The sequence below is a fragment of the Pelagibacterium sp. genome (assembly GCF_035555455.1).
GTDB lineage: Bacteria > Pseudomonadota > Alphaproteobacteria > Rhizobiales > Devosiaceae > Pelagibacterium.
This window is the reverse complement of the sequence record NZ_DATMGM010000007.1, coordinates 17212-34884: the sequence shown is the minus strand read 5'-3', so window position 1 is coordinate 34884 and position 17673 is coordinate 17212. Positions and strand designations below refer to the sequence as shown.

At 61.8% G+C, this 17673-nt stretch carries 18 protein-coding genes; 7 read left to right on the top strand and 11 right to left on the bottom strand.

Features of this window, described 5'->3' with window-relative positions:
* Positions 1–36 precede the first annotated feature (36 nt).
* The 3 genes from gor to rpiA all read right to left on the bottom strand — a co-directional run bounded on the left by gor (position 37) and on the right by rpiA (position 2841).
* Positions 37–1416 (bottom strand): glutathione-disulfide reductase, encoded by a 1380-nt coding sequence (gene gor / locus VNS12_RS01280; protein ID WP_325486027.1) that lies wholly within the window; start codon positions 1414–1416, stop codon positions 37–39.
* 119 nt (positions 1417–1535) lie between these two features.
* The gene (locus VNS12_RS01275) at positions 1536–2105 is read right to left on the bottom strand and encodes a DUF2059 domain-containing protein (protein WP_325486026.1); all 570 of its coding nucleotides are present in this window, start codon (positions 2103–2105) and stop codon (positions 1536–1538) included.
* A 31-nt stretch (positions 2106–2136) separates the two neighbouring features.
* Entirely contained in the window at positions 2137–2841 is a 705-nt protein-coding gene (gene rpiA / locus VNS12_RS01270) for a ribose-5-phosphate isomerase RpiA (protein ID WP_325486025.1), read from the bottom strand.
* Positions 2842–2993: 152 nt separating this feature from the next.
* On the opposite strand from rpiA, the gene moaA reads away from it, so the two are divergent.
* Positions 2994–4019, top strand: coding sequence for a GTP 3',8-cyclase MoaA (moaA, locus tag VNS12_RS01265; protein ID WP_325486024.1), 1026 nt, complete (start codon positions 2994–2996; stop codon positions 4017–4019).
* A 74-nt stretch (positions 4020–4093) separates the two neighbouring features.
* Here moaA and VNS12_RS01260 read toward each other — a convergent pair whose 3' ends face one another.
* The gene (locus tag VNS12_RS01260) at positions 4094–4570 is read right to left on the bottom strand and encodes an Lrp/AsnC family transcriptional regulator (protein WP_325486023.1); all 477 of its coding nucleotides are present in this window, start codon (positions 4568–4570) and stop codon (positions 4094–4096) included.
* A gap of 323 nt (positions 4571–4893) precedes the next feature.
* Between VNS12_RS01260 and VNS12_RS01255 the strand changes: the two genes are divergently transcribed.
* Entirely contained in the window at positions 4894–6417 is a 1524-nt protein-coding gene (locus tag VNS12_RS01255) for a sensor histidine kinase (protein ID WP_325486022.1), read from the top strand.
* 10 nt (positions 6418–6427) lie between these two features.
* Here the strand turns inward: VNS12_RS01255 and VNS12_RS01250 are convergent, their stop codons facing one another.
* Positions 6428–7111 (bottom strand): glutathione S-transferase family protein, encoded by a 684-nt coding sequence (locus VNS12_RS01250; protein ID WP_325486021.1) that lies wholly within the window; start codon positions 7109–7111, stop codon positions 6428–6430.
* 44 nt (positions 7112–7155) lie between these two features.
* Positions 7156–8172 (bottom strand): nicotinate-nucleotide--dimethylbenzimidazole phosphoribosyltransferase, encoded by a 1017-nt coding sequence (gene cobT, locus VNS12_RS01245; protein WP_325486020.1) that lies wholly within the window; start codon positions 8170–8172, stop codon positions 7156–7158.
* Between the two features lie 65 nt (positions 8173–8237).
* Here cobT and VNS12_RS01240 point away from each other — a divergent pair, with 65 nt between their 5' ends.
* Together VNS12_RS01240 and VNS12_RS01235 are read left to right on the top strand one after the other, a co-directional pair.
* Entirely contained in the window at positions 8238–9023 is a 786-nt protein-coding gene (locus VNS12_RS01240; RefSeq protein WP_325486019.1) for an adenosylcobinamide-GDP ribazoletransferase, read from the top strand.
* 16 nt (positions 9024–9039) lie between these two features.
* The gene (locus VNS12_RS01235; protein WP_325486018.1) at positions 9040–9726 is read left to right on the top strand and encodes a retropepsin-like aspartic protease family protein; all 687 of its coding nucleotides are present in this window, start codon (positions 9040–9042) and stop codon (positions 9724–9726) included.
* Positions 9727–9754: 28 nt separating this feature from the next.
* On the opposite strand, the gene dusA is transcribed toward VNS12_RS01235, so the two are convergent.
* The 5 genes from dusA to VNS12_RS01210 all read right to left on the bottom strand — a co-directional run bounded on the left by dusA (position 9755) and on the right by VNS12_RS01210 (position 15221).
* Positions 9755–10744 (bottom strand): tRNA dihydrouridine(20/20a) synthase DusA, encoded by a 990-nt coding sequence (gene dusA, locus VNS12_RS01230; protein ID WP_325486017.1) that lies wholly within the window; start codon positions 10742–10744, stop codon positions 9755–9757.
* 297 nt (positions 10745–11041) lie between these two features.
* The gene (locus tag VNS12_RS01225; RefSeq protein WP_325486016.1) at positions 11042–12190 is read right to left on the bottom strand and encodes an amidohydrolase; all 1149 of its coding nucleotides are present in this window, start codon (positions 12188–12190) and stop codon (positions 11042–11044) included.
* Positions 12187–13407, bottom strand: a complete 1221-nt coding sequence (locus VNS12_RS01220; RefSeq protein ID WP_325486015.1) for a Zn-dependent hydrolase — start codon at positions 13405–13407, stop codon at positions 12187–12189. Before VNS12_RS01220 ends, VNS12_RS01225 begins: the two co-directional genes overlap by 4 nt.
* On the bottom strand, positions 13404–14615 hold the full coding sequence (locus VNS12_RS01215) for a diaminopropionate ammonia-lyase (RefSeq protein ID WP_325486014.1): 1212 nt from the start codon (positions 14613–14615) through the stop codon (positions 13404–13406). Before VNS12_RS01215 ends, VNS12_RS01220 begins: the two co-directional genes overlap by 4 nt.
* Positions 14616–14753: 138 nt before the next feature.
* On the bottom strand, positions 14754–15221 hold the full coding sequence (locus VNS12_RS01210; RefSeq protein WP_325486043.1) for an Lrp/AsnC family transcriptional regulator: 468 nt from the start codon (positions 15219–15221) through the stop codon (positions 14754–14756).
* 224 nt (positions 15222–15445) lie between these two features.
* On the opposite strand from VNS12_RS01210, the gene glnH reads away from it, so the two are divergent.
* The 3 genes from glnH (at position 15446) to glnQ (ending at position 17643) form a co-directional block, all read left to right on the top strand.
* Entirely contained in the window at positions 15446–16195 is a 750-nt protein-coding gene (gene glnH / locus VNS12_RS01205; protein ID WP_325486013.1) for a glutamine ABC transporter substrate-binding protein GlnH, read from the top strand.
* A 66-nt stretch (positions 16196–16261) separates the two neighbouring features.
* Entirely contained in the window at positions 16262–16918 is a 657-nt protein-coding gene (gene glnP / locus VNS12_RS01200; RefSeq protein WP_325486012.1) for a glutamine ABC transporter permease GlnP, read from the top strand.
* Positions 16915–17643 carry a glutamine ABC transporter ATP-binding protein GlnQ gene (glnQ, locus tag VNS12_RS01195; protein ID WP_325486042.1) on the top strand — a complete coding sequence of 243 codons (729 nt, stop codon included), beginning with the start codon at positions 16915–16917 and terminating at the stop codon, positions 17641–17643. The genes glnP and glnQ overlap by 4 nt, the downstream gene beginning before the upstream one ends.
* Positions 17644–17673: the final 30 nt, after the last annotated feature.

Sequence of the window (17673 nt, the reverse complement as noted above, 5' to 3'; positions counted from 1 at the left end):
TTCTCCCACCACGGGAGAAGGGTTCCTGGGGTAACCTCACGGATTGCACTTTTCTCCGTCCACGACGCGATAGCTTGGCGATTTGAAGGTGACCAGCTCCTCGGCGGCAGTCGGGTGCACGGCGATGGCGTGGTCGAAATCGGCCTTGGTGCCATTCATCCCCATGGGAATGGCGACAAGTTGGATCATCTCGCCGGCACCCGGACCCAAGATGTGGACTCCCAGCGCACGACCGGTATCGGTTTCGGTGATGAGTTTGAGCATCATCTTTTCCTGCCGGTCGGACAAGGTGTTCATCATGGGCCGGAAACGGGTCACATAAACGTCGATTGAGCGATACCGCGCGGCGGCGTCTTCCTCGCTCAACCCAACGGTGCCGATCTCGGGTTCGGAAAACACGGCGGTGGGAATGAGGTGATAGGGAACCGTGGTCGGCGTATTGTTGTAAACGGTCTGGGCGAACGCCGCCCCTTCGCGAATGGCGACGGGGGTCAGTGCGGCCCGACCGGTCACATCGCCAACGGCATAGATCGAGGGCACCGAGGACTGCGAGTAGTCATCGACCACAATGGCACCGGCCTGATTAAGCTGGACACCCACAGCTTCAAGCCCGAGACCCTTCGTGTAGGGATGGCGACCGGTGGCGAACATCACGGCGTCAAAGGTGGCCTGTTCGTCATGGGAGAAGCTGACGCGCACCCCCTCCCCATCCTTGTCCAGCCGGGAGATATGATAGCCATAGCGCAGACGGACGCCGCGCTCGTGCAGCGCATCCTCAAGCCCATCACGCAGATCGTGATCGAAGCCGCGCAGAATCTTGTCGCGGCGATAAACCAGCGTGGTATCGACGCCAAGCCCGGCAAAGATTGTCGCGAACTCGACGGCAATATAGCCCCCGCCCTCGATGAGGATGGTTTTGGGAAGGGTTTCAAGATGAAACGCCTCATTGGAGGTGATGCCCAGATCGGCCCCTTCGATATCGGGCTTGAAGGGCACACCGCCGGTGGCGATCAGAATGCGTTCGGCTTGCAGTTCCTCGCCAGACGAGAGCTTTACCGTATTGGGGCCGGTAACGGTGGCCCGGCCACGGAACAGCGTCACCCCGGCTCCGTCGAGCAGGGTTTCATAGATGTTTTCAAGCCGCCCGATTTCGCGATCCTTGTTGGCCAGGAGCGTCGGCCAGTCAAAGCTCGCATCGACCGTCCAGCCGAAGCTGGGGGCGACATCGAAGGTATCGCCAAAGCGCGAGGCATAGACGAACAGCTTTTTGGGGACGCAGCCGCGGATGACGCAAGTGCCGCCATAGCGGTACTCTTCGACGATGGCGACCTTGGCGCCATACTGGGCGGACATGCGCGCCGCGCGCACCCCGCCGGAGCCTCCACCGATCACGACCAAATCAAATTTCTCGCTCATGGCGGCCCCGTTCCTTGTCTTCGTGTGAACGCAAGCATATAGGCGGCGCGGCGGCACAAAAAAACCCCCATCCGACGAGACAGGGGTTTTGAAGGCAGCAAAGCCGGAGGCGGGGCGGATTATTGCGCCGCTGGGGCCTCATCTTCGGCGGCATCGTCCCCGGCATCCCCAGCCGGCGCATTGTAGCCCTGGTTGCGCAGTTCCGAACGCACCCGAGCGAGGAATTCGCTGGAGGTGTTCCGGCTCCACACGGCCAGCACGGTTTGCAGATCCTCGTTGATGGTCAGGTTCTGCTCCAGCAGCCGCGCACCGACATCGCTGCGATAGAAATCGACGATCTCCTGCAAATCATCGACCGAGAAGCGGATGGCGTAGATGCGCGCGAACTGATTGTAGAGGGCATCGCGATCGAGCAGGTAGCCGTCATAAACCGTTTGCAGCGCGGTGATCAGCGGCTCCCGCAGGGACGGATCTTCCTGGATCATCAAGCGCATGACTTGCAGGCCCATTTCGATCAGCGTGCGCTCATAGAGCTGAGCGGAATCGGTCATGTCCACATATTCGCGCGCGATAGCCAGATGTTCGGGCGAAATCTCCTGCTGGGCCTGGGCCGGTGCGACAGAGATGAATGTGGTGCCGGAAATAACGAGTGCCACGGCGATCCGGCGTAGCTTGGGCAGGAAAGTCATTGCGGTTACGGTCCCTTGCGAAATGATTGGGTTATGACTTTGTACGATCCGAGAGCCTGACGACCCCTTCGGGCGTAGCAAGATAGGCCTCGGAACACAATTCTATAAAGAGGCCATGCTCGACCACGCCGGGTATATCGAGCAAGGCCCGCGACAGCGCTTTTGCGTCGGAAATGCGGCCAAAAGATGCGTCGATGATGGAGTGACCGCCATCGGTGACAAAGGGCTTGCCATCGGCTGCGAGCCGCAACGTCTTGCCCCCTTCGGCGCCAAAATCGGCCATCACGCCCGCAATGGCGCGCTCGGTCGCGGCCAGCCCGAACGGATTGACTTCGATGGGCAGCGCAAACCGGCCCAGCGTTTCGACCAGCTTGCTGTCATCGGCGATCACCACCATGCGCGCGGACGCGGCGGAGACGATCTTTTCCCGCAGCAGCGCGCCACCACCGCCCTTGATAAGCTGGAACGCGCCATCGATCTCGTCAGCGCCATCGACGGTGACATCGAGACTGTCAATGTCCTCAAGGGTGGTGAGCGGAATATTGAGCCCGCGCGCCTGAGCAGCAGTGACTTCGGAGGTGGGTACGCAAAGGCATTCAAAGCCCTTGGCAACCTCGGCACCAAGCAGATCGACGAAGTGTTTTGCGGTCGACCCCGTGCCCAGACCGATGCGCATACCGGACGTGATTTCGCCCATGGCCGCGCGAGCCGCTTCGCGCTTGAGATCTTCACTCATTTACACAGTTCCCATATTGCATTTTTGCCCAAGAACGGCAGTTCGGCAGCGATGTCAACGCAAGCGCTCTCAGACCAACGGACAATGAGAGAAGAGTCCGCCAAAGGTTGATGACGCTTTGCCAATGATGGCGCGGGGCATATAGTCACTCCATGAGTGTGACCGCCTCCGCCCCCACGACCGAACGCCCGCTGATCGACGGTTTTGGCCGCCAGGTTACCTATTTGCGGGTTTCGGTAACCGATCGGTGCGATTTCCGCTGCACGTACTGCATGGGCGAAGACATGGTGTTCCTGCCGCGCAGCGAGATACTCAGCTTCGAGGAAATCCAGACCGTGATCGGGGCGTTTGTCCGGCGGGGCGTGCGCAAGGTGCGTCTGACCGGGGGCGAACCCCTGGTGCGGCGCGACATCATGAAACTGATCGAGGCGCTGTCACGCCAGCATCTGGCCACAGGGGCGCTGGACGAATTGACGCTGACCACCAATGGCAGCCAGTTGGCGCATCATGCGCAACGACTGGCCGAACTGGGTCTGCGTCGGATCAATGTTTCGCTCGATACGCTGGACGCCGAAAAATTCGCAACGATCACGCGGCGCGGGCGGCTGGCACAGGTGCTCGACGGCATTTTCGCGGCGCGCGATGCCGGGCTGGCCGTCAAGCTCAACATGGTGGCGCTCAAAGGCATCAATGAAGACGAAATCGTCCCCATGCTCGACTGGGCGCATGGAGAAGGGTTCGAACTGACGCTGATCGAAGAGATGCCGCTGGGCGCGGTCGCGTTTGAACGCGCCGATACGCATTTGTCGTTGCGCACGGTGCGCGACCGGCTGGCCGAGCGCTATACGCTGACCCCGATCGCCCGGCGCACCGGCGGGCCGGCCCGCTACATGCAGGTGCAGGAGACGGGCGGAACGCTGGGGTTCATCACACCGCTGAGTCACAATTTCTGCGAAAGCTGCAACCGGGTCCGGCTGACCTGCACGGGCCAACTCTATATGTGCCTGGGACAGGAAGACCGGGTGGATTTGCGCGCGGCGCTGCGAGAGGGTGGGACCGAAGGGCTCGACGCCGCCCTCGACCGGGCGATGATGCTCAAGCCCAAGGGACATGATTTCGTCATCGCCCGCCGCGCCGCTCCGGCGGTTTCGCGGCACATGTCGGTGACCGGGGGCTAGAGGTCTTCAAGATATTGTTTTGTCGCGCTTCCGAACCGGAAAAACGGCTTCACTTTTGCTGGAAACGCTTCTGGCTACTCGCCCACTACGGCAAACTCTAGCGGCAGGGCAGTAGTGTATTTGATCTGTTCCATGGCAAACGACGAACTCACATCCGTGAGCGCGATGCGGGCGATCAGCTTTTTATAGAACACGTCATAGGCCTGAATCGACGGCACGACAACGCGCAGCAGGTAATCGACGTCGCCGCTCATACGGTAGAATTCGACCACCTCGGTGAATTCGTCGACCACGGCGGCAAATTTGCGCAGCCAGGCATCGTTGTGCTCATTGGTCCTGACGGCGACGAATACGGTGACCCCGGCATTGACCTTGTTGGGATCGAGGACAGCGACGCGGCGGCGGATGACGCCTTCCTCTTCCATCTTCTGGATCCGGCGCCAGCAGGGGGTGGTTGAAAGACCCACTTTGCGGCCAATCTCAGCCACCGGCATGGTGGCGTCCTTTTGTAAAAGTTGAAGAATTTTCCGGTCGAGCTTGTCGAGCGCCATTGGCCGCCCCTGAAATAGATTTCCTAAAACAGCGTTATTTTTCCACGATTATGGAAAATCATCCGCCCTCGCCGGGCATTTGACGCAGTTGCGTTACCTCTGTCAAGGTGAACGCAGCGCCCTCACCCCGGCGTCCTGGCCACTTTGCAACGGCTGAATCCTGTTGGCTCCAACAAGGCGCCAACGCGTATGGTGAAAATTGCGTCTAAAGCCCAGGCAGCACTCAACCTCTTATTAACTACGCACGCCGTAGCGTTGGGCTCGCGTACGTGCTGGCTTTTGCGCCCGCCCGATGAGTAGTTGAGTAGCGTTACGAGAGTTCGATGGCTTTCAGCCAGGCATATCAGGCCTCCGAAGCGGCGCGCCCGCGGCAGTCGCGCCGTACGGTGCAGCGCACCGTGCATGACGCACGACAAAGGCTGACCTCCAGTTCCGGCACCCGCGTCACCTTCGACTATGAACTGCTCGACGAATACGCCTCCGCCCGGCTGACCAGCATTCTGCCGACCCTACTCCTGCTCGGCATCCTGTCCATGGCCGCGATTCTGTGGATTGAGCCCATGCTGGCCGCCCTGTGGGCCGCAGCGGTGGGTATCTCCAATCTGGGCATTACCCTGATCTGCCGCCGGTTCCGCAAACTCAGCAGTCAGGGCTTTAACGCAAAGCTGTGGACGCGGACCTTCATCATTGCCGAAGCGGTCAACGGGCTGGCATGGGCCACCCTGCCGGTGCTGACCATTTCCGGCGGCGGCCAGGATATCCAGGTCATCATCTTTGCCATGCTGCTGGTGAGCATCGCGGCCAATGCGGTCGCAACGCGTACCCTGCCCAGTGCCACGCTGGCGGCGACGTTCCCGGCCACGGCCAGCGTCGCAACCATGCTTGTGGTCTCGGGCGGCACCCTCAATTACGCCATGTCGGTCGTCGCCATCGGCGCGTTCTTTTTCTTCCTGTTCCTCACCCGGCAGTTGCACCGCTCCGAGATCGGAAATCTGGAACACCAATTGGAAAAGGACGGCCTGATCCTCGAACTTGAGGAAGCGCGCACCATGTCGGACGAAGCGCGCCGGCACGCGGAACAGGCCAATATCGCCAAGTCCCGTTTTCTGGCCACCATGAGCCACGAACTGCGCACCCCGCTCAATGCCATCATCGGCTTTTCAGAAGTACTGAAATCGGAGTTGCTCGGCCCGCATTCGGTCGATCAATACAAAGAATATGCCGGAGATATCCATGCAAGCGGCCAGCATCTGCTCAACCTGATCAACGAATTGCTCGATCTCTCGCGTATCGAGGCGGGCAAATACGATCTCAACGAAGAAGCGGTGAGCCTCGTGGAGATTTCCGATCACTGCCGCCGCCTGCTTGAAATCCGCGCCCGCGCCAAATCGATCGATCTTCAGTTCGAGGCAAGCGACGCCATGCCCAAAGTCTGGGGGGATGAGCGCGCCGTGCGTCAGGTGGTGCTGAACCTTCTGTCCAACGCCATCAAGTTCACCCCGCAATCGGGCAAGATCATCCTCACGGTCGGCCGGTCCAGCGATGGCGGGCAGTTCATCTCGGTGGTCGACAATGGCCCGGGGATCCCCGAGGCCGAGATCGAAACCGTGTTGTCGTCCTTTGGTCAGGGCTCACTGGCCCAAAAGACCGCCGAACAGGGCGCAGGGCTTGGCCTGCCGATCGTCCAGCGGATCATGGACCTGCATCAGGGCCGTCTCGACCTGTTCTCGAAACTGCGTTTCGGCACCGAGGTGATCGCGACGTTCCCCCGCGCCCGCGTCATGGAAGGCATCGCCCCCGTGGTCGAAAAGCGCAGCAAGCTCGAAATCTACTCGGAAGCCGTCTGATCGTTCCGGATCAGGTGGCGCGCAAATCTTCGGTCAGCACCCCGAATTGCGCGATTTCTGCATCGTGGGGCGCATCGCGCAGCGTTTCGGCAAGGCCAGCCTCATACCATTCTCGCATAGGGGCTAGAGCGCGTAGCCGCGCCGCATAGTCCAGAGCCTGCTCGCCAAGCGGCAGGCCATAGGTCTGGATACGAAAGGCCACAGGACAGAAAAAGGCGTCTACCGCCGTAAAGCGATCTCCGGCCAGATAGGGGCCGCCGAATCGCGACAGCCCTACCCGCCAGACCTGTTCGAGCCGGTCGAGATCAGCTTGCAACGCAGGCCCAATCTCGTTGAGGCGAACGCGCACGCCGATAGTCATGCCGCATATGGTGCGCAGCGCCGTGTAGCCGGAGTGCATTTCCGCCACAGCCGACCGGGCCCAGGCGCGCGCCGAGCGGTCATCGGGCCAGACCTGGGGATAGTCCTCAGCGACATATTCCGTGATCGCCAGCGAATCCCAGACGGTCCGCTCGCCATCGACCAGACACGGCACGAGGCCGGTAGGCGAGAACCGGTGGAAATCACCGTCATCCTGGTGCTGGGGAAAGGGAACGAACCGCTCTTCGAATTCGATCCCCAGCATTTTGAGCAGCACCCATGGACGCAGCGACCACGAGGAATAGTTCTTGTTGGCGATATAAAGCGCGTACATCCACGATCCTCCGATGATGGACACTCAACCGATGCCCAAGGGGGTCAGTCACTTTTCTCCGAGACTGATGCCTCATCGAAGGTCGCCATGTTCTTGTGCAGGTGCAAGGCCGTCTTGCACAGGATGGCAGCCAGCGCCGCCCCGCTGCCCTCGCCCAGCCGCATGCCAAGATCGAGCAGGCCATTGGCGCCCATGCGCTCCAAAGCCTTGTCATGACCGCCTTCCGCCGAGACGTGGGCGAACAGGCAGTGATCGATGGCAGCAGGATTGACCGCATGGGCGATGGCGGCGGCAGCGGTTGCCACAAAGCCATCGACGATCACCGGGACCTTCTGATGACGGGTTGCAATGATGGCACCCAGCATGGCAGCGATCTCGCGGCCACCCAGATGGGCAAGGATGGCCAGCGGGCTATCAAGGCGCCCCGCATGGCGCTGAAGGGCACGATCCACCGCATCGGCCTTGCGGGCCAATCCAGCATCGTCCAGCCCGGTGCCCCGCCCGACCCAATCCGCACCCGAGCCGCCATAAAGCGCCGCATAGATCGCGGCGGCGACCGTGGTGTTGCCGATCCCCATCTCGCCGATGCACAGCAAATCGACATCACCAGCGATGGCTTCCATGCCATAGGCGATGGTGGCGGCGCAGGTGCGTTCATCCATGGCGGGCACCACGGTGATATCGCCGGTGGGCACATCGAGCGCCAGTTCGAACACCCGCAGATTGATTTCATGCAGGGCGCAAATCTGGGAAATTGCAGCGCCTCCTCGCGTGAAATTGTTGACCATCTGCTGGGTCACTTCACGGGGATAGGCGGAAACCCCCTGATCAGTGACCCCGTGATTGGCGGCAAAAATCGCCACCATCGGATCGTCCATGGTCGGCTCGGACTTGCCCTGCCAGCGGGCCAGAAATTCAACGAGCTCTTCCATCCGACCAAGCGATCCCGCGGGCTTGGTGAGCCGCGCCTCGCGTTGTCGCACCGCAGCCACCGCTGCCTCGTCACCATCGGGGCCGAGCATCAAAAGATCCTGAAAATCGGCAAAGGCGTGGGCGGACATGGTGGCTCCCGGATTCGGATGGTATGAGGGGTGCTTGTTCTGGAGCAAGTCGAGGAAAAACGCAATTGAGCGCGCAACAGGATCGGCCCGCCGGGGCTTTTATCATGGCGCTGCGGCTATTTTCCCGCCTGCCCTCTGGCTCTTCTGCTCATGGCGCACCCGACCTCGACAGGATTGCGCCTGTGGCACCGCTAGCCAGCCTGGTGATCGGGGCCGGACCGGCGATGTTGCTTGTTCTTGCAGCCATGGGCGGTTTTACACCCCTGTTTGCGGCATTGCTGGCCGTGGCCGCCGCGGCAATTGTCGGCGGCGCGATGAGCGAGGACGCAGTGGCCGATGCAGCGGATGGCCTGTTTGGCGGGACCACCCCGGAACGGCGGCTGGAAATCCTAAAAGACAGCCGCCACGGCACTTACGGCGTGCTGGCCATCGTCCTGGTTATCGGCCTCAAAACGATAGCTTTGGCAAGCATGGCAGCGCGGGATCCGATTGCCGCGGGGTGCGTCTGGATCGGCGCGACGATTGTGGCGCGGTCGGGATCGCTCCTGCTCTCATTCGCCTTGCCATCGGCCCGGTCCAACGGACTATCAGCCAGCTCCGGGGGTGTGTCACGGAACAGTTTTATTGTCGGGCTCGTTGTGGCCACAGGGCTTGCCGTGGCCATCTGGGTGCCCTTCGTCGGGCCGTCAGCCATGGTTCCTGCCCTAGTGCTGGCCGTTTTGGTTGCGGTGGGATGGATGCAGCTATGCCGAAAACTAGTAGGCGGGCAGACCGGTGATCTGATCGGCGCGTTGCAAGCGCTGCTTGAAATCACCATTCTTGCCACCATCATGCGTATGCTCACCGGCTGAAACGGTTCGGATTCTCATGCTGTTTGTTGCTTTTGCCCTTGTGATCACCGCCGCCCTTGCGCTGGCCATCAGCGCCGACGCGGGTGCGATTCTTGGTTTGACGCAAGCGCAGACGGCCAGCGCCATTCCGCTGGTTATCATCGGAACGCTGGTGGCGAGCGCGCTGGTGGGCCGGCGGCACCGGCTGGGGGAAATCGTCTCGGGGTTCGTCGTCTGGATGGCGATCGGCGCGACTCTGATCGTTGGATACACCTATCGTGGCGAGCTTCAACGGGTCGGACAACGTGTGATGGGCGCGCTGCAACCGGGGGTCGCCCTCGTCGATCCACAGACCGGAAACGTACACGTCTCCCGCTCGTTCGGCGGCAGCTTCAGGATCGATTCCCGGATCAACGGCGAACCTGTACCGATGATCTTTGATACCGGGGCCAGCGCCGTTGTGCTCTCGGTTCGCGATGCACAAACCGCAGGCATCGACACCGCCGACCTGCGCTATACCGTGCCGGTGCAAACCGCCAACGGGACTGGCCGCGCCGCGCCGGTGCGGCTTCAGCAGATCGAGGTTGGCAATATCGTGCGGCGCAATGTCCGCGCGTTCGTTGTGGAAGACAGCGCGCTGGACACGTCGCTTTTGGGCATGACGTTCCTTGAAACCCTGTCGCGCTACACGGTGAGCCAGGATTCGCTGGAGTTGCACGACTAGAGCGGATTAGAGCGGCGCGCCGCACCGACTACCCTGCCAATTGCTCCTGACGCGCAAGGGCGGCAAAGGCAGCAGCAATGATTTCCGGACCGGCGCCCGGCTTGCAGGCTTCCACGGACAATATCTGACGGAACCGCCGCGCTCCCGGCAGTCCTGTTGCCAGCCCAAGCATGTGCCGGGTTATCTGGTTGAGGCGCGTGCCCTTGCCCCGTTCACGCTCCGCATATTCGCTCATCGCCGTTTCGATGTCCGATAGTGTCGGCTGTTCACCCTCGTCACCGAAAATGACGCGATCGACACCGGCCAAGAGCATCGGCTCGTGATAGGCGGCGCGGCCCAGCATCACACCGTCGACATGCACCAGATGGGCTGAGGCCGCTTCGAGCGTGGCAATGCCGCCATTGATCGCCACGGGGAAATCGCCCAACCGCTGTTTGAGCCGATAAACACGCTCATAATCAAGCGGCGGAATCTCGCGGTTTTCCTTGGGGGAAAGGCCTTTCAACCAGGCTTTGCGCGCATGGACATAAAGGGCCGCGATGCCGGTCGGCACCACGGCATCGATGAAACGATTGAGGTCAGCCTCGGTGTCCTGATCGTCAATACCGATGCGGCATTTGACGGTGACCGGCGTGTCGGTGGCGCCCTGCATGGCCGAAAGGCATTCGGCGACAAGCTGTGGCTCAGCCATCAGGCAAGCCCCAAACTTCCCCGATTGGACGCGATCCGAAGGGCAGCCGATATTGAGATTGATTTCATCGTAGCCGAAACGATCGCAAATCGAGACCGCTTTCGCCAGTTCTGCCGGATCGGACCCGCCCAACTGCACGGCAACCGGGTGTTCGGACGCATCCCGGGCCAGCAGTCGCTCCGCGTCGCCATGCACCAGCGCCGCGCTGGTCACCATCTCGGTGTACAACAGCGCCCGCGCCGACAACTGCCGATGCAGATAGCGACAATGGCGGTCCGTCCAATCCATCATGGGCGCGACGGAAAACCTACGTGCTTGATTCATCATGGTTTTTCGCTATTTTTCAAGGTATTATCAAGCCGCTATCTTTTACTCCGCAAGCATACCGAAGCGGGGCCGCCTGGGCCCAAAGAGTTGCGGGATAAACAATCTTGCCGATCTTATAGACCTGCACATCGACGATATGAAGCCCGTCGGGACCAGGCAAGGTGCGACGGAATAGTAGTTAGGCGCGGAAAAGCTCGATGTGCGGATCGTGGCCGCAACCAATGGTGATCGGCATCTCCATTGCGGAATCGATAGCAGAATTGACGCCCGGCAGCGGTTGCCGAACCAGCACTCTCCTTACGCCTCCGGCAGTCGGCTCCGGGCGATGGCGGCGTGAACCTGGGCTCCATGGCCGAGGGCGGCGTCGTTGAAATCGTAACCGGGGTGGTGCAGCGGGGGGCAGGTCTCACCATTGCCGATAAAGGCAAAGCAACCGGGGGCGTGGGCCTGGAAGCGGGCAAAGTCCTCGGAGGCGGTCATGGGCGCGGCGCGCAGCGCGACCTGCTCGGACACCGGCCTTGCCGCCGCCATCATCGCCTCGGCAAGCGCGGCATCGTTGATGGTCGGCACGAATTCCCGCGTGTAGTTCACCTCGATCCCGACGTTGTGCCCCTCGGCAATGCCGCGGGCGATGCGGCGCATTTCGGCTTCGATACGGGCGGAAACCTCGGGGTGGAAGCTGCGGCAGTCGCCCGAGACGCGCGCCTCGCTGGGCAGCGCATTGCGCGTGCCGTCCGTCACCAGCTCGGTCACCGAAACGACGGCGATTTCAGCGGGATCGAGGCGGCGGGCAACGATGGTCTGGAGTTCCAGCACCAGCGCGCAGGCCGGCACCATGGCCTCGCGCCCCCAATCGGGCCTGGACGCATGACCACCTTGCCCCTGGATGGTGATCTCGAAAAGATCCTCAGCCGACATGATCGCGCCGGGACGGGTCTCGAAATGGCCAAGAGGTAATCCCGGCATGTTGTGCAGGCCATAAATCTCGTCGAAGGGGAAATTTTCCAGCAAGCCGTCATCCAGCATGGCCTGCGCGCCCTGCCCCCATTCCTCGGCGGGCTGAAACAGGAAGCGCACGGTGCCATCGAAGCCGCCCTCCTCCGCCAACAGCCGGGCTGCGCCCAGCAGCATCGCGGTATGACCGTCATGGCCGCAGGCATGCATCAAGCCGGGCGTGGTCGAGGCCCAATCGGCCCCGGTCGCCTCGACTATCCTGAGGGCGTCCATGTCGGCGCGCAAGGCAATGGCGCGGTTGGAGGTGCCGCGCTTGAGCGTGCCGACCACACCAGTCCCGCCCACCCCCTCGGCGACCTCAAGGCCAAAGCTGCGCAAAGTGGCGGCGACAAAGGCCGCAGTCCGGTTTTCTTCGAAACCGAATTCGGGATGGGCATGCAGGTCGCGCCGCCAGGCGGTCATCTGGGCCTGTAGGTCGTTGGGGATGGTCATTGACTGAGGCTCCTGGCGACATCGAAGAGAATATTGGCCCCCGCGATGAGATCGCTATCGGCGGTGAACTCCGCCGGATTGTGGCTGATGCCCCCTCGGGAGGGCACGAAAATCATGGCCGCCGGCGCGATGCGCGCGATCATCTGCGCATCGTGCCCCGCCCCCGATGTCATGCGGCGGCAGCGCAATTGCCGGTCCGCAGCCGCCTTCTCGATCGAGGCGACGATCCGGGGGTCAAAAATCACCGGCTGGAAGCGGGCGAGGCGTTCGGTTGTCACCGAGAAACCCTCCTCTTCCAACTCGGCCAGAAATTCGCCGAGGGCCGCCTCCTGGCTTTTAAGGCGTTCCTCATCGGGATTGCGCAGATCGATGGTGAAACTGGCCGTGGAGGGAATGACATTGATGGCGTTGGGCTCAAAGCCGATGGTGCCCACCGTCGCCACAGCGTGGGGCGTCTGGCGGGCCAATTGGTCGAGAAAGGTCAGCACACGCGCGGCGGCAACGCCGGCGTCACGCCGCAGGGTCATTGGCGTCGTGCCGGCATGGTTGGCGGAGCCGCCAATGGTGACCTGTTGCCAGGAAATGCCTTGCAGGTTTTCGACGGCGCCCAGCGCGTATCCTTCCGCCTCCAGGATCGGTCCCTGCTCGATATGTAACTCCACATAGGCGTGCGGTTTGATGAACCCCGGCTCGTGCGGCCCGGCATAGCCGATCCGCTCCAGCTCTGCGCCGAGCGTCGTGCCATCGGTGCCAATAACGGCCAGCGCCGCATCGGCGGCCAATCCGCCGGCGGCCACCAGGCTCCCCATCATGTCCGGGGCATACCGCACCCCTTCCTCATTGGTGTAGGCAACGACAGCCAGCGGACGCGCGGGGCGAAGGCCGGCCTGCTGCATGGCCTCGATCACGGCGAGACCGGACAAGACGCCGTAGCAGCCGTCATAAATGCCGGCATCGATGACGGTATCGATATGCGAGCCCATGACGACCGGATCGCCGGTCGCGCCGTCCGGCTGCCAGATGCCATGGATATTACCGATCCGGTCGATCTCAATGCGCAGCCCGGCCTCTGCCAACCACCGGCACAAGAGGTCGCGCCCGTCCCGATCGGCGTCGCTGGCGGCAATACGGCACAGCCGCCCGGCCTCGTCGCGTCCCGTCGCTCCCAATTGTTGCAGCCGGCTGAGCAAGCGGGCAGCATCGATCATGGGGGTCATGCCAAGCCTCCCGCAAGCACCGCTTCGGGACTGCGTCCGACGATCCGTTCATAAAGGGCAGCGTCGGTGGCGCCCTCGGTGTTGATGACCAGCACGCGGGCCTGTGGGCCCAGACCGATGCTGGCGGCCAGCGCCGGATCGCGCAAGACGGTCATAACCCCGGCAAGTCCCGCGCCGCCGCTTTCACCGGCCACCACAGCCGGGTCACCGGCGTGCGGGTTGGCGAGGCGCCGCATCACCTCCGTCGCGCTGGCTTCGTCGACCGTCATGAAGCCGTCGGCCACGCGCTCAAGAATTCGGAAGGCGACCAGGGAGGGCTCGTAGCATTCCAGCATGGCCATGACGGTCGGCTCCCCCCCATCCAGCCTGACGGTGTGGCCGAGTTTGGCGCTTTGGTAGAGGCAGGCAGCGCGTTCGGGGTCCACCACGGTCACATGCGGCGCGTCGGCGCCGAGGGCGATGGCCAGATGCCCGCTGACCGCTGCCGCGAAACCGCCCACCCCCGCCTGCAAGAACACATGGGTTGGAGCCTCCTGCAGGCTGCTAAGAATTTCCCGGACCATAATGGTATAGCCCTGCGCCACCAAACCTGGAATATATTCGTAGCCGGGCCAGGAGGTGTCGGACAAAATCGTCCAGCCGCGCTCGGTTGCAACGCGGGTCGCTTCCGCAACCGAGTCGTCATAATTGCCGGGCACGCGCACCATCTCGGCGCCGAAGCGGGCAATGGCGGCGACCCGTTCATCGCTGACCCCGGAATGGACGAAAATGACGGCGCGGGCCCCCATCAATTGCGCCCCCTGGGCGACGGAACGACCGTGATTGCCATCGGTGGCGCAGGCGAAAGTCATGGTGGCGGCAATGGCGCGCACCGCATCCGAGGTCAGCTCGGCAATAGCGACGTCGCGGCCAAGCCGGCGCGCCGCTTCTTCCAGCACCAGGATCATCAGGGCATAGGCCCCGCCAAGCGCTTTGAAGGAACCCAGCCCGAGACGAAACCCTTCGTCTTTCACATGCAGCGCCGCCAGGCCCAGTTCAGCCGCCAGTCCGGGCAGGCTATGGAGGGGCGTCGGGGCATTATTGTCGCGCAGCGCCAGAATCTGCGCCACGCGGTCGACAGCCGCCAGACTCAGCATCTCGGCATCCTGCGGGTCCAGCGTCTGGCGATGGTGCGGCATGGAATTGAACAGATAGGGCGTGGCGGACATCGGCAGCTTCCGTGAATTCACAAGGTCTGACGAAATGCTATTTCAAACACGGAGATAAATGCGCTGCATTATGCCGGGTGCCGTGCAAGTTTGCTTCGTTGCCGCCGCCAGTTCCTGACTTTTGTTGCGCGGGCGCCGTCACTCCAGCGGCACGGTCAGCCCGACCTTCACACGCTCCATGGATACGAAGGTGCGGAAGCGTTTGACATTGTTGTTCTCAAAAAACAGCTTGCGCGTCAGGGCTTCATAGTCGGCCATGGCCCGCACGACGACGATCAGGATGAAGTCGGCCTCTCCGGTCACATAATAGCATTGCTGCACTTCGGGGGCGTCAGCAAAGGAGCGTTTGGCCGCGTCGAACCGCTCGGCCCGCTCGCTTTCCATTTCCACTTCGACAAACAAGGTGATGGCACGGCCGACCTTGGCTGGATCGATCTGCGCGACATTGGCCTGGATCACACCGCTCGCCTCCATGCGCTTGATGCGCCGCTGGACGGCGGGGGCAGACAGATTGACCCGCTCGGCAATGGTGCGCTGCGGGGTCTTGTTGTCCACTTGCAGCACTTGAAGGATGGCCATATCCAGCCGATCGAGATCGAACGTCATCAGAGCTGACTTTTTATTCACATCACCCTCTTAAAACGAAACAAAGTTGCATTGGCCACCCTGTAAAAGAGCGCCTTTCTTCTGGTGAGGTGAATAATATTGCTTCGTCCGCTGAAAGTCTGCACCGAAATGGCAGCAGGCGTGTCGGAACGAAAGGGTCGGTCGAGCCGGGGCGCAGTCACCGGTGTCCCCACCGACCATGCAAAAATGGGAGAGGATAGAGTATGGCGAGACCAATCACGAAAATGCTCAAGGCGGCCTGCCTGGCGGTCGTGCTGCTGAGCAGCGCCGCCCAGGCCGAAGATATTATCGTTGCCACAGGCTCAGGCTTCGTGCCCTTCCACTTCAAGGATGGCGACGCGATGGTCGGCTTCGATATCGATATCTGGGATGCGATCGCTGCAGATGCAGGCATTACCTATACGCTGCAACCGATGGATTTCAACGGCATCATTCCGGCGTTGCAGACCGGCCAGGTACAGGCCGCCATTGCGGGGATGACCATCAATGAGCAGCGCGCCAGGGTGGTCGACTTCTCCGATGGATATTACGAAAGCGACTTCCTGTTCATGGTGCCGGCCGATAGCGAGCTGACCGGTGGCGCCGACATGGACGGCACGATCATTGCGGTCAAGACCGGAACGACGGGACAGGATTATGCCAAAACGCATTTCCCGAACGCCGAGTTGCGGCTCTTTCCCAATGGCGAAAACGCGTATCTCGAAGTGATGACAGGCCGGGCCGATGCCTCGCTGCAGGACAAGCCGAACGTGCTCTATTTCATCAAGATGAATGGCGAGGGCAAGGTGAAGGGTGTCGGCGAGGCCATGCAGGCAGAGGATTATGGCATTGCCTTTCCCAAAGGCAGCGATCTGCGCGACCGCGTCAACGCTTCGCTGGACCAGATCAAGAGCGACGGCACCTATGCCGAAATCTATCGCAAGTGGTTCGACGCCGACCCGCCGGCCAATTGATCTGAGGCACCCGCAGGCCTGTGCCGGTCTGCGGGTGCTGTCCGGCCCGCCCTAAAGGAGGCGAAGATGGATTTCGACTGGTCCGTAGTCGTGGAGGCGATGCCGACTTTGCTCGGCGGCGCGCGGCTCACCATCATTATTACGCTTATCGGACTGGCTGGCGGCATGACGCTCGGCGTCGCTGCTGGCGTCATGCGCGCCTATGGCGGCCCGGTACTGAACGCAATCGCCCTAGTCTATATCGAGATCATCCGCGGCACCCCAATGCTGGTGCAGGTGATGTTCATCTATTTCGCCCTGCCCATGCTGGCCAATATCCGGGTCGACCCGCTATCGGCCGCCATCACGGCGATCATGATCAATGCCGGAGCCTATATCGCCGAAATCGTGCGCGGCGCGCTGCTATCGGTGCATAAGGGACTGAGCGAGGCCGGGCTGGCGCTTGGTCTGCCGAACTGGAAAGTGCTGTTCTATATCGTCGGTCCGCTGGCCTTCCGGCGCATGATCCCGCCGCTCGGCAACCAGTTCATCATCAGCCTGAAAGACACCTCGCTGTTTATCGTCATCGGCGTCGGCGAATTGACCCGGCAAGGCCAGGATATCATGTCGACCACCTTTCGCGCAGTCGAAGTGTGGTCGGCGGTGGCGATCCTGTATCTGATCATGACGGGCATGCTGACAGTGGTTCTCCGTATCACGGAAAAGAGGATGCGCATCCTATGAGTATGGTCGAATTCAAATCCGTTACCAAAGCTTTCGGGGCGTTGACGGTCCTCAGGGACGTCGACCTGACCATTGACGCGGGTGAAGTCGTGGTCCTGATCGGCCCATCGGGGTCAGGAAAGTCCACGCTGCTGCGCTGCATCAATGCGCTGGAGACCATCAATGGTGGCGATCTGATCGTTGATGGCGTTAGCGTGAAAGAAGGGCGCTCCAGGGTGCGCATGATCCGCCAGGAAGCCGGGATGGTGTTCCAGCAGTTCAACCTGTTTCCTCAGATGACCGCGCTGGAAAATGTGGCCTTTGGCGCGCGCCAGGTCCGCAAGCTCGCCAAAAAAGAGGCCCACGCACTGGCACAGGACCTGTTGGCCAAGGTCGGCCTGGCCGACCGCGGCCATCATTATCCATCCGAGCTTTCCGGAGGGCAACAACAGCGCGTGGCCATCGCCCGGGCGCTGGCCGTCAAACCCAAGCTGATGCTGTTCGACGAGCCGACGTCAGCGCTGGACCCGGAACTGCGCCATGAGGTGCTCCGGGTCATGCAGCAACTGGCGGAGGAAGGAATGACCATGGTGGTCGTTACGCACGAAATGTCGTTTGCCCGCAAAGTCGGCACCAGGCTGATCTTCATGGAAAACGGCAAGATCTCTGTGGATGGCAACCCTGCCCACCTGCTCGATCATCCGGAAAACCCACGGCTACGTGATTTCCTGCAGCATGTTCACTAGGAAATCATGGACCGCTAGTGTCCGCGCACC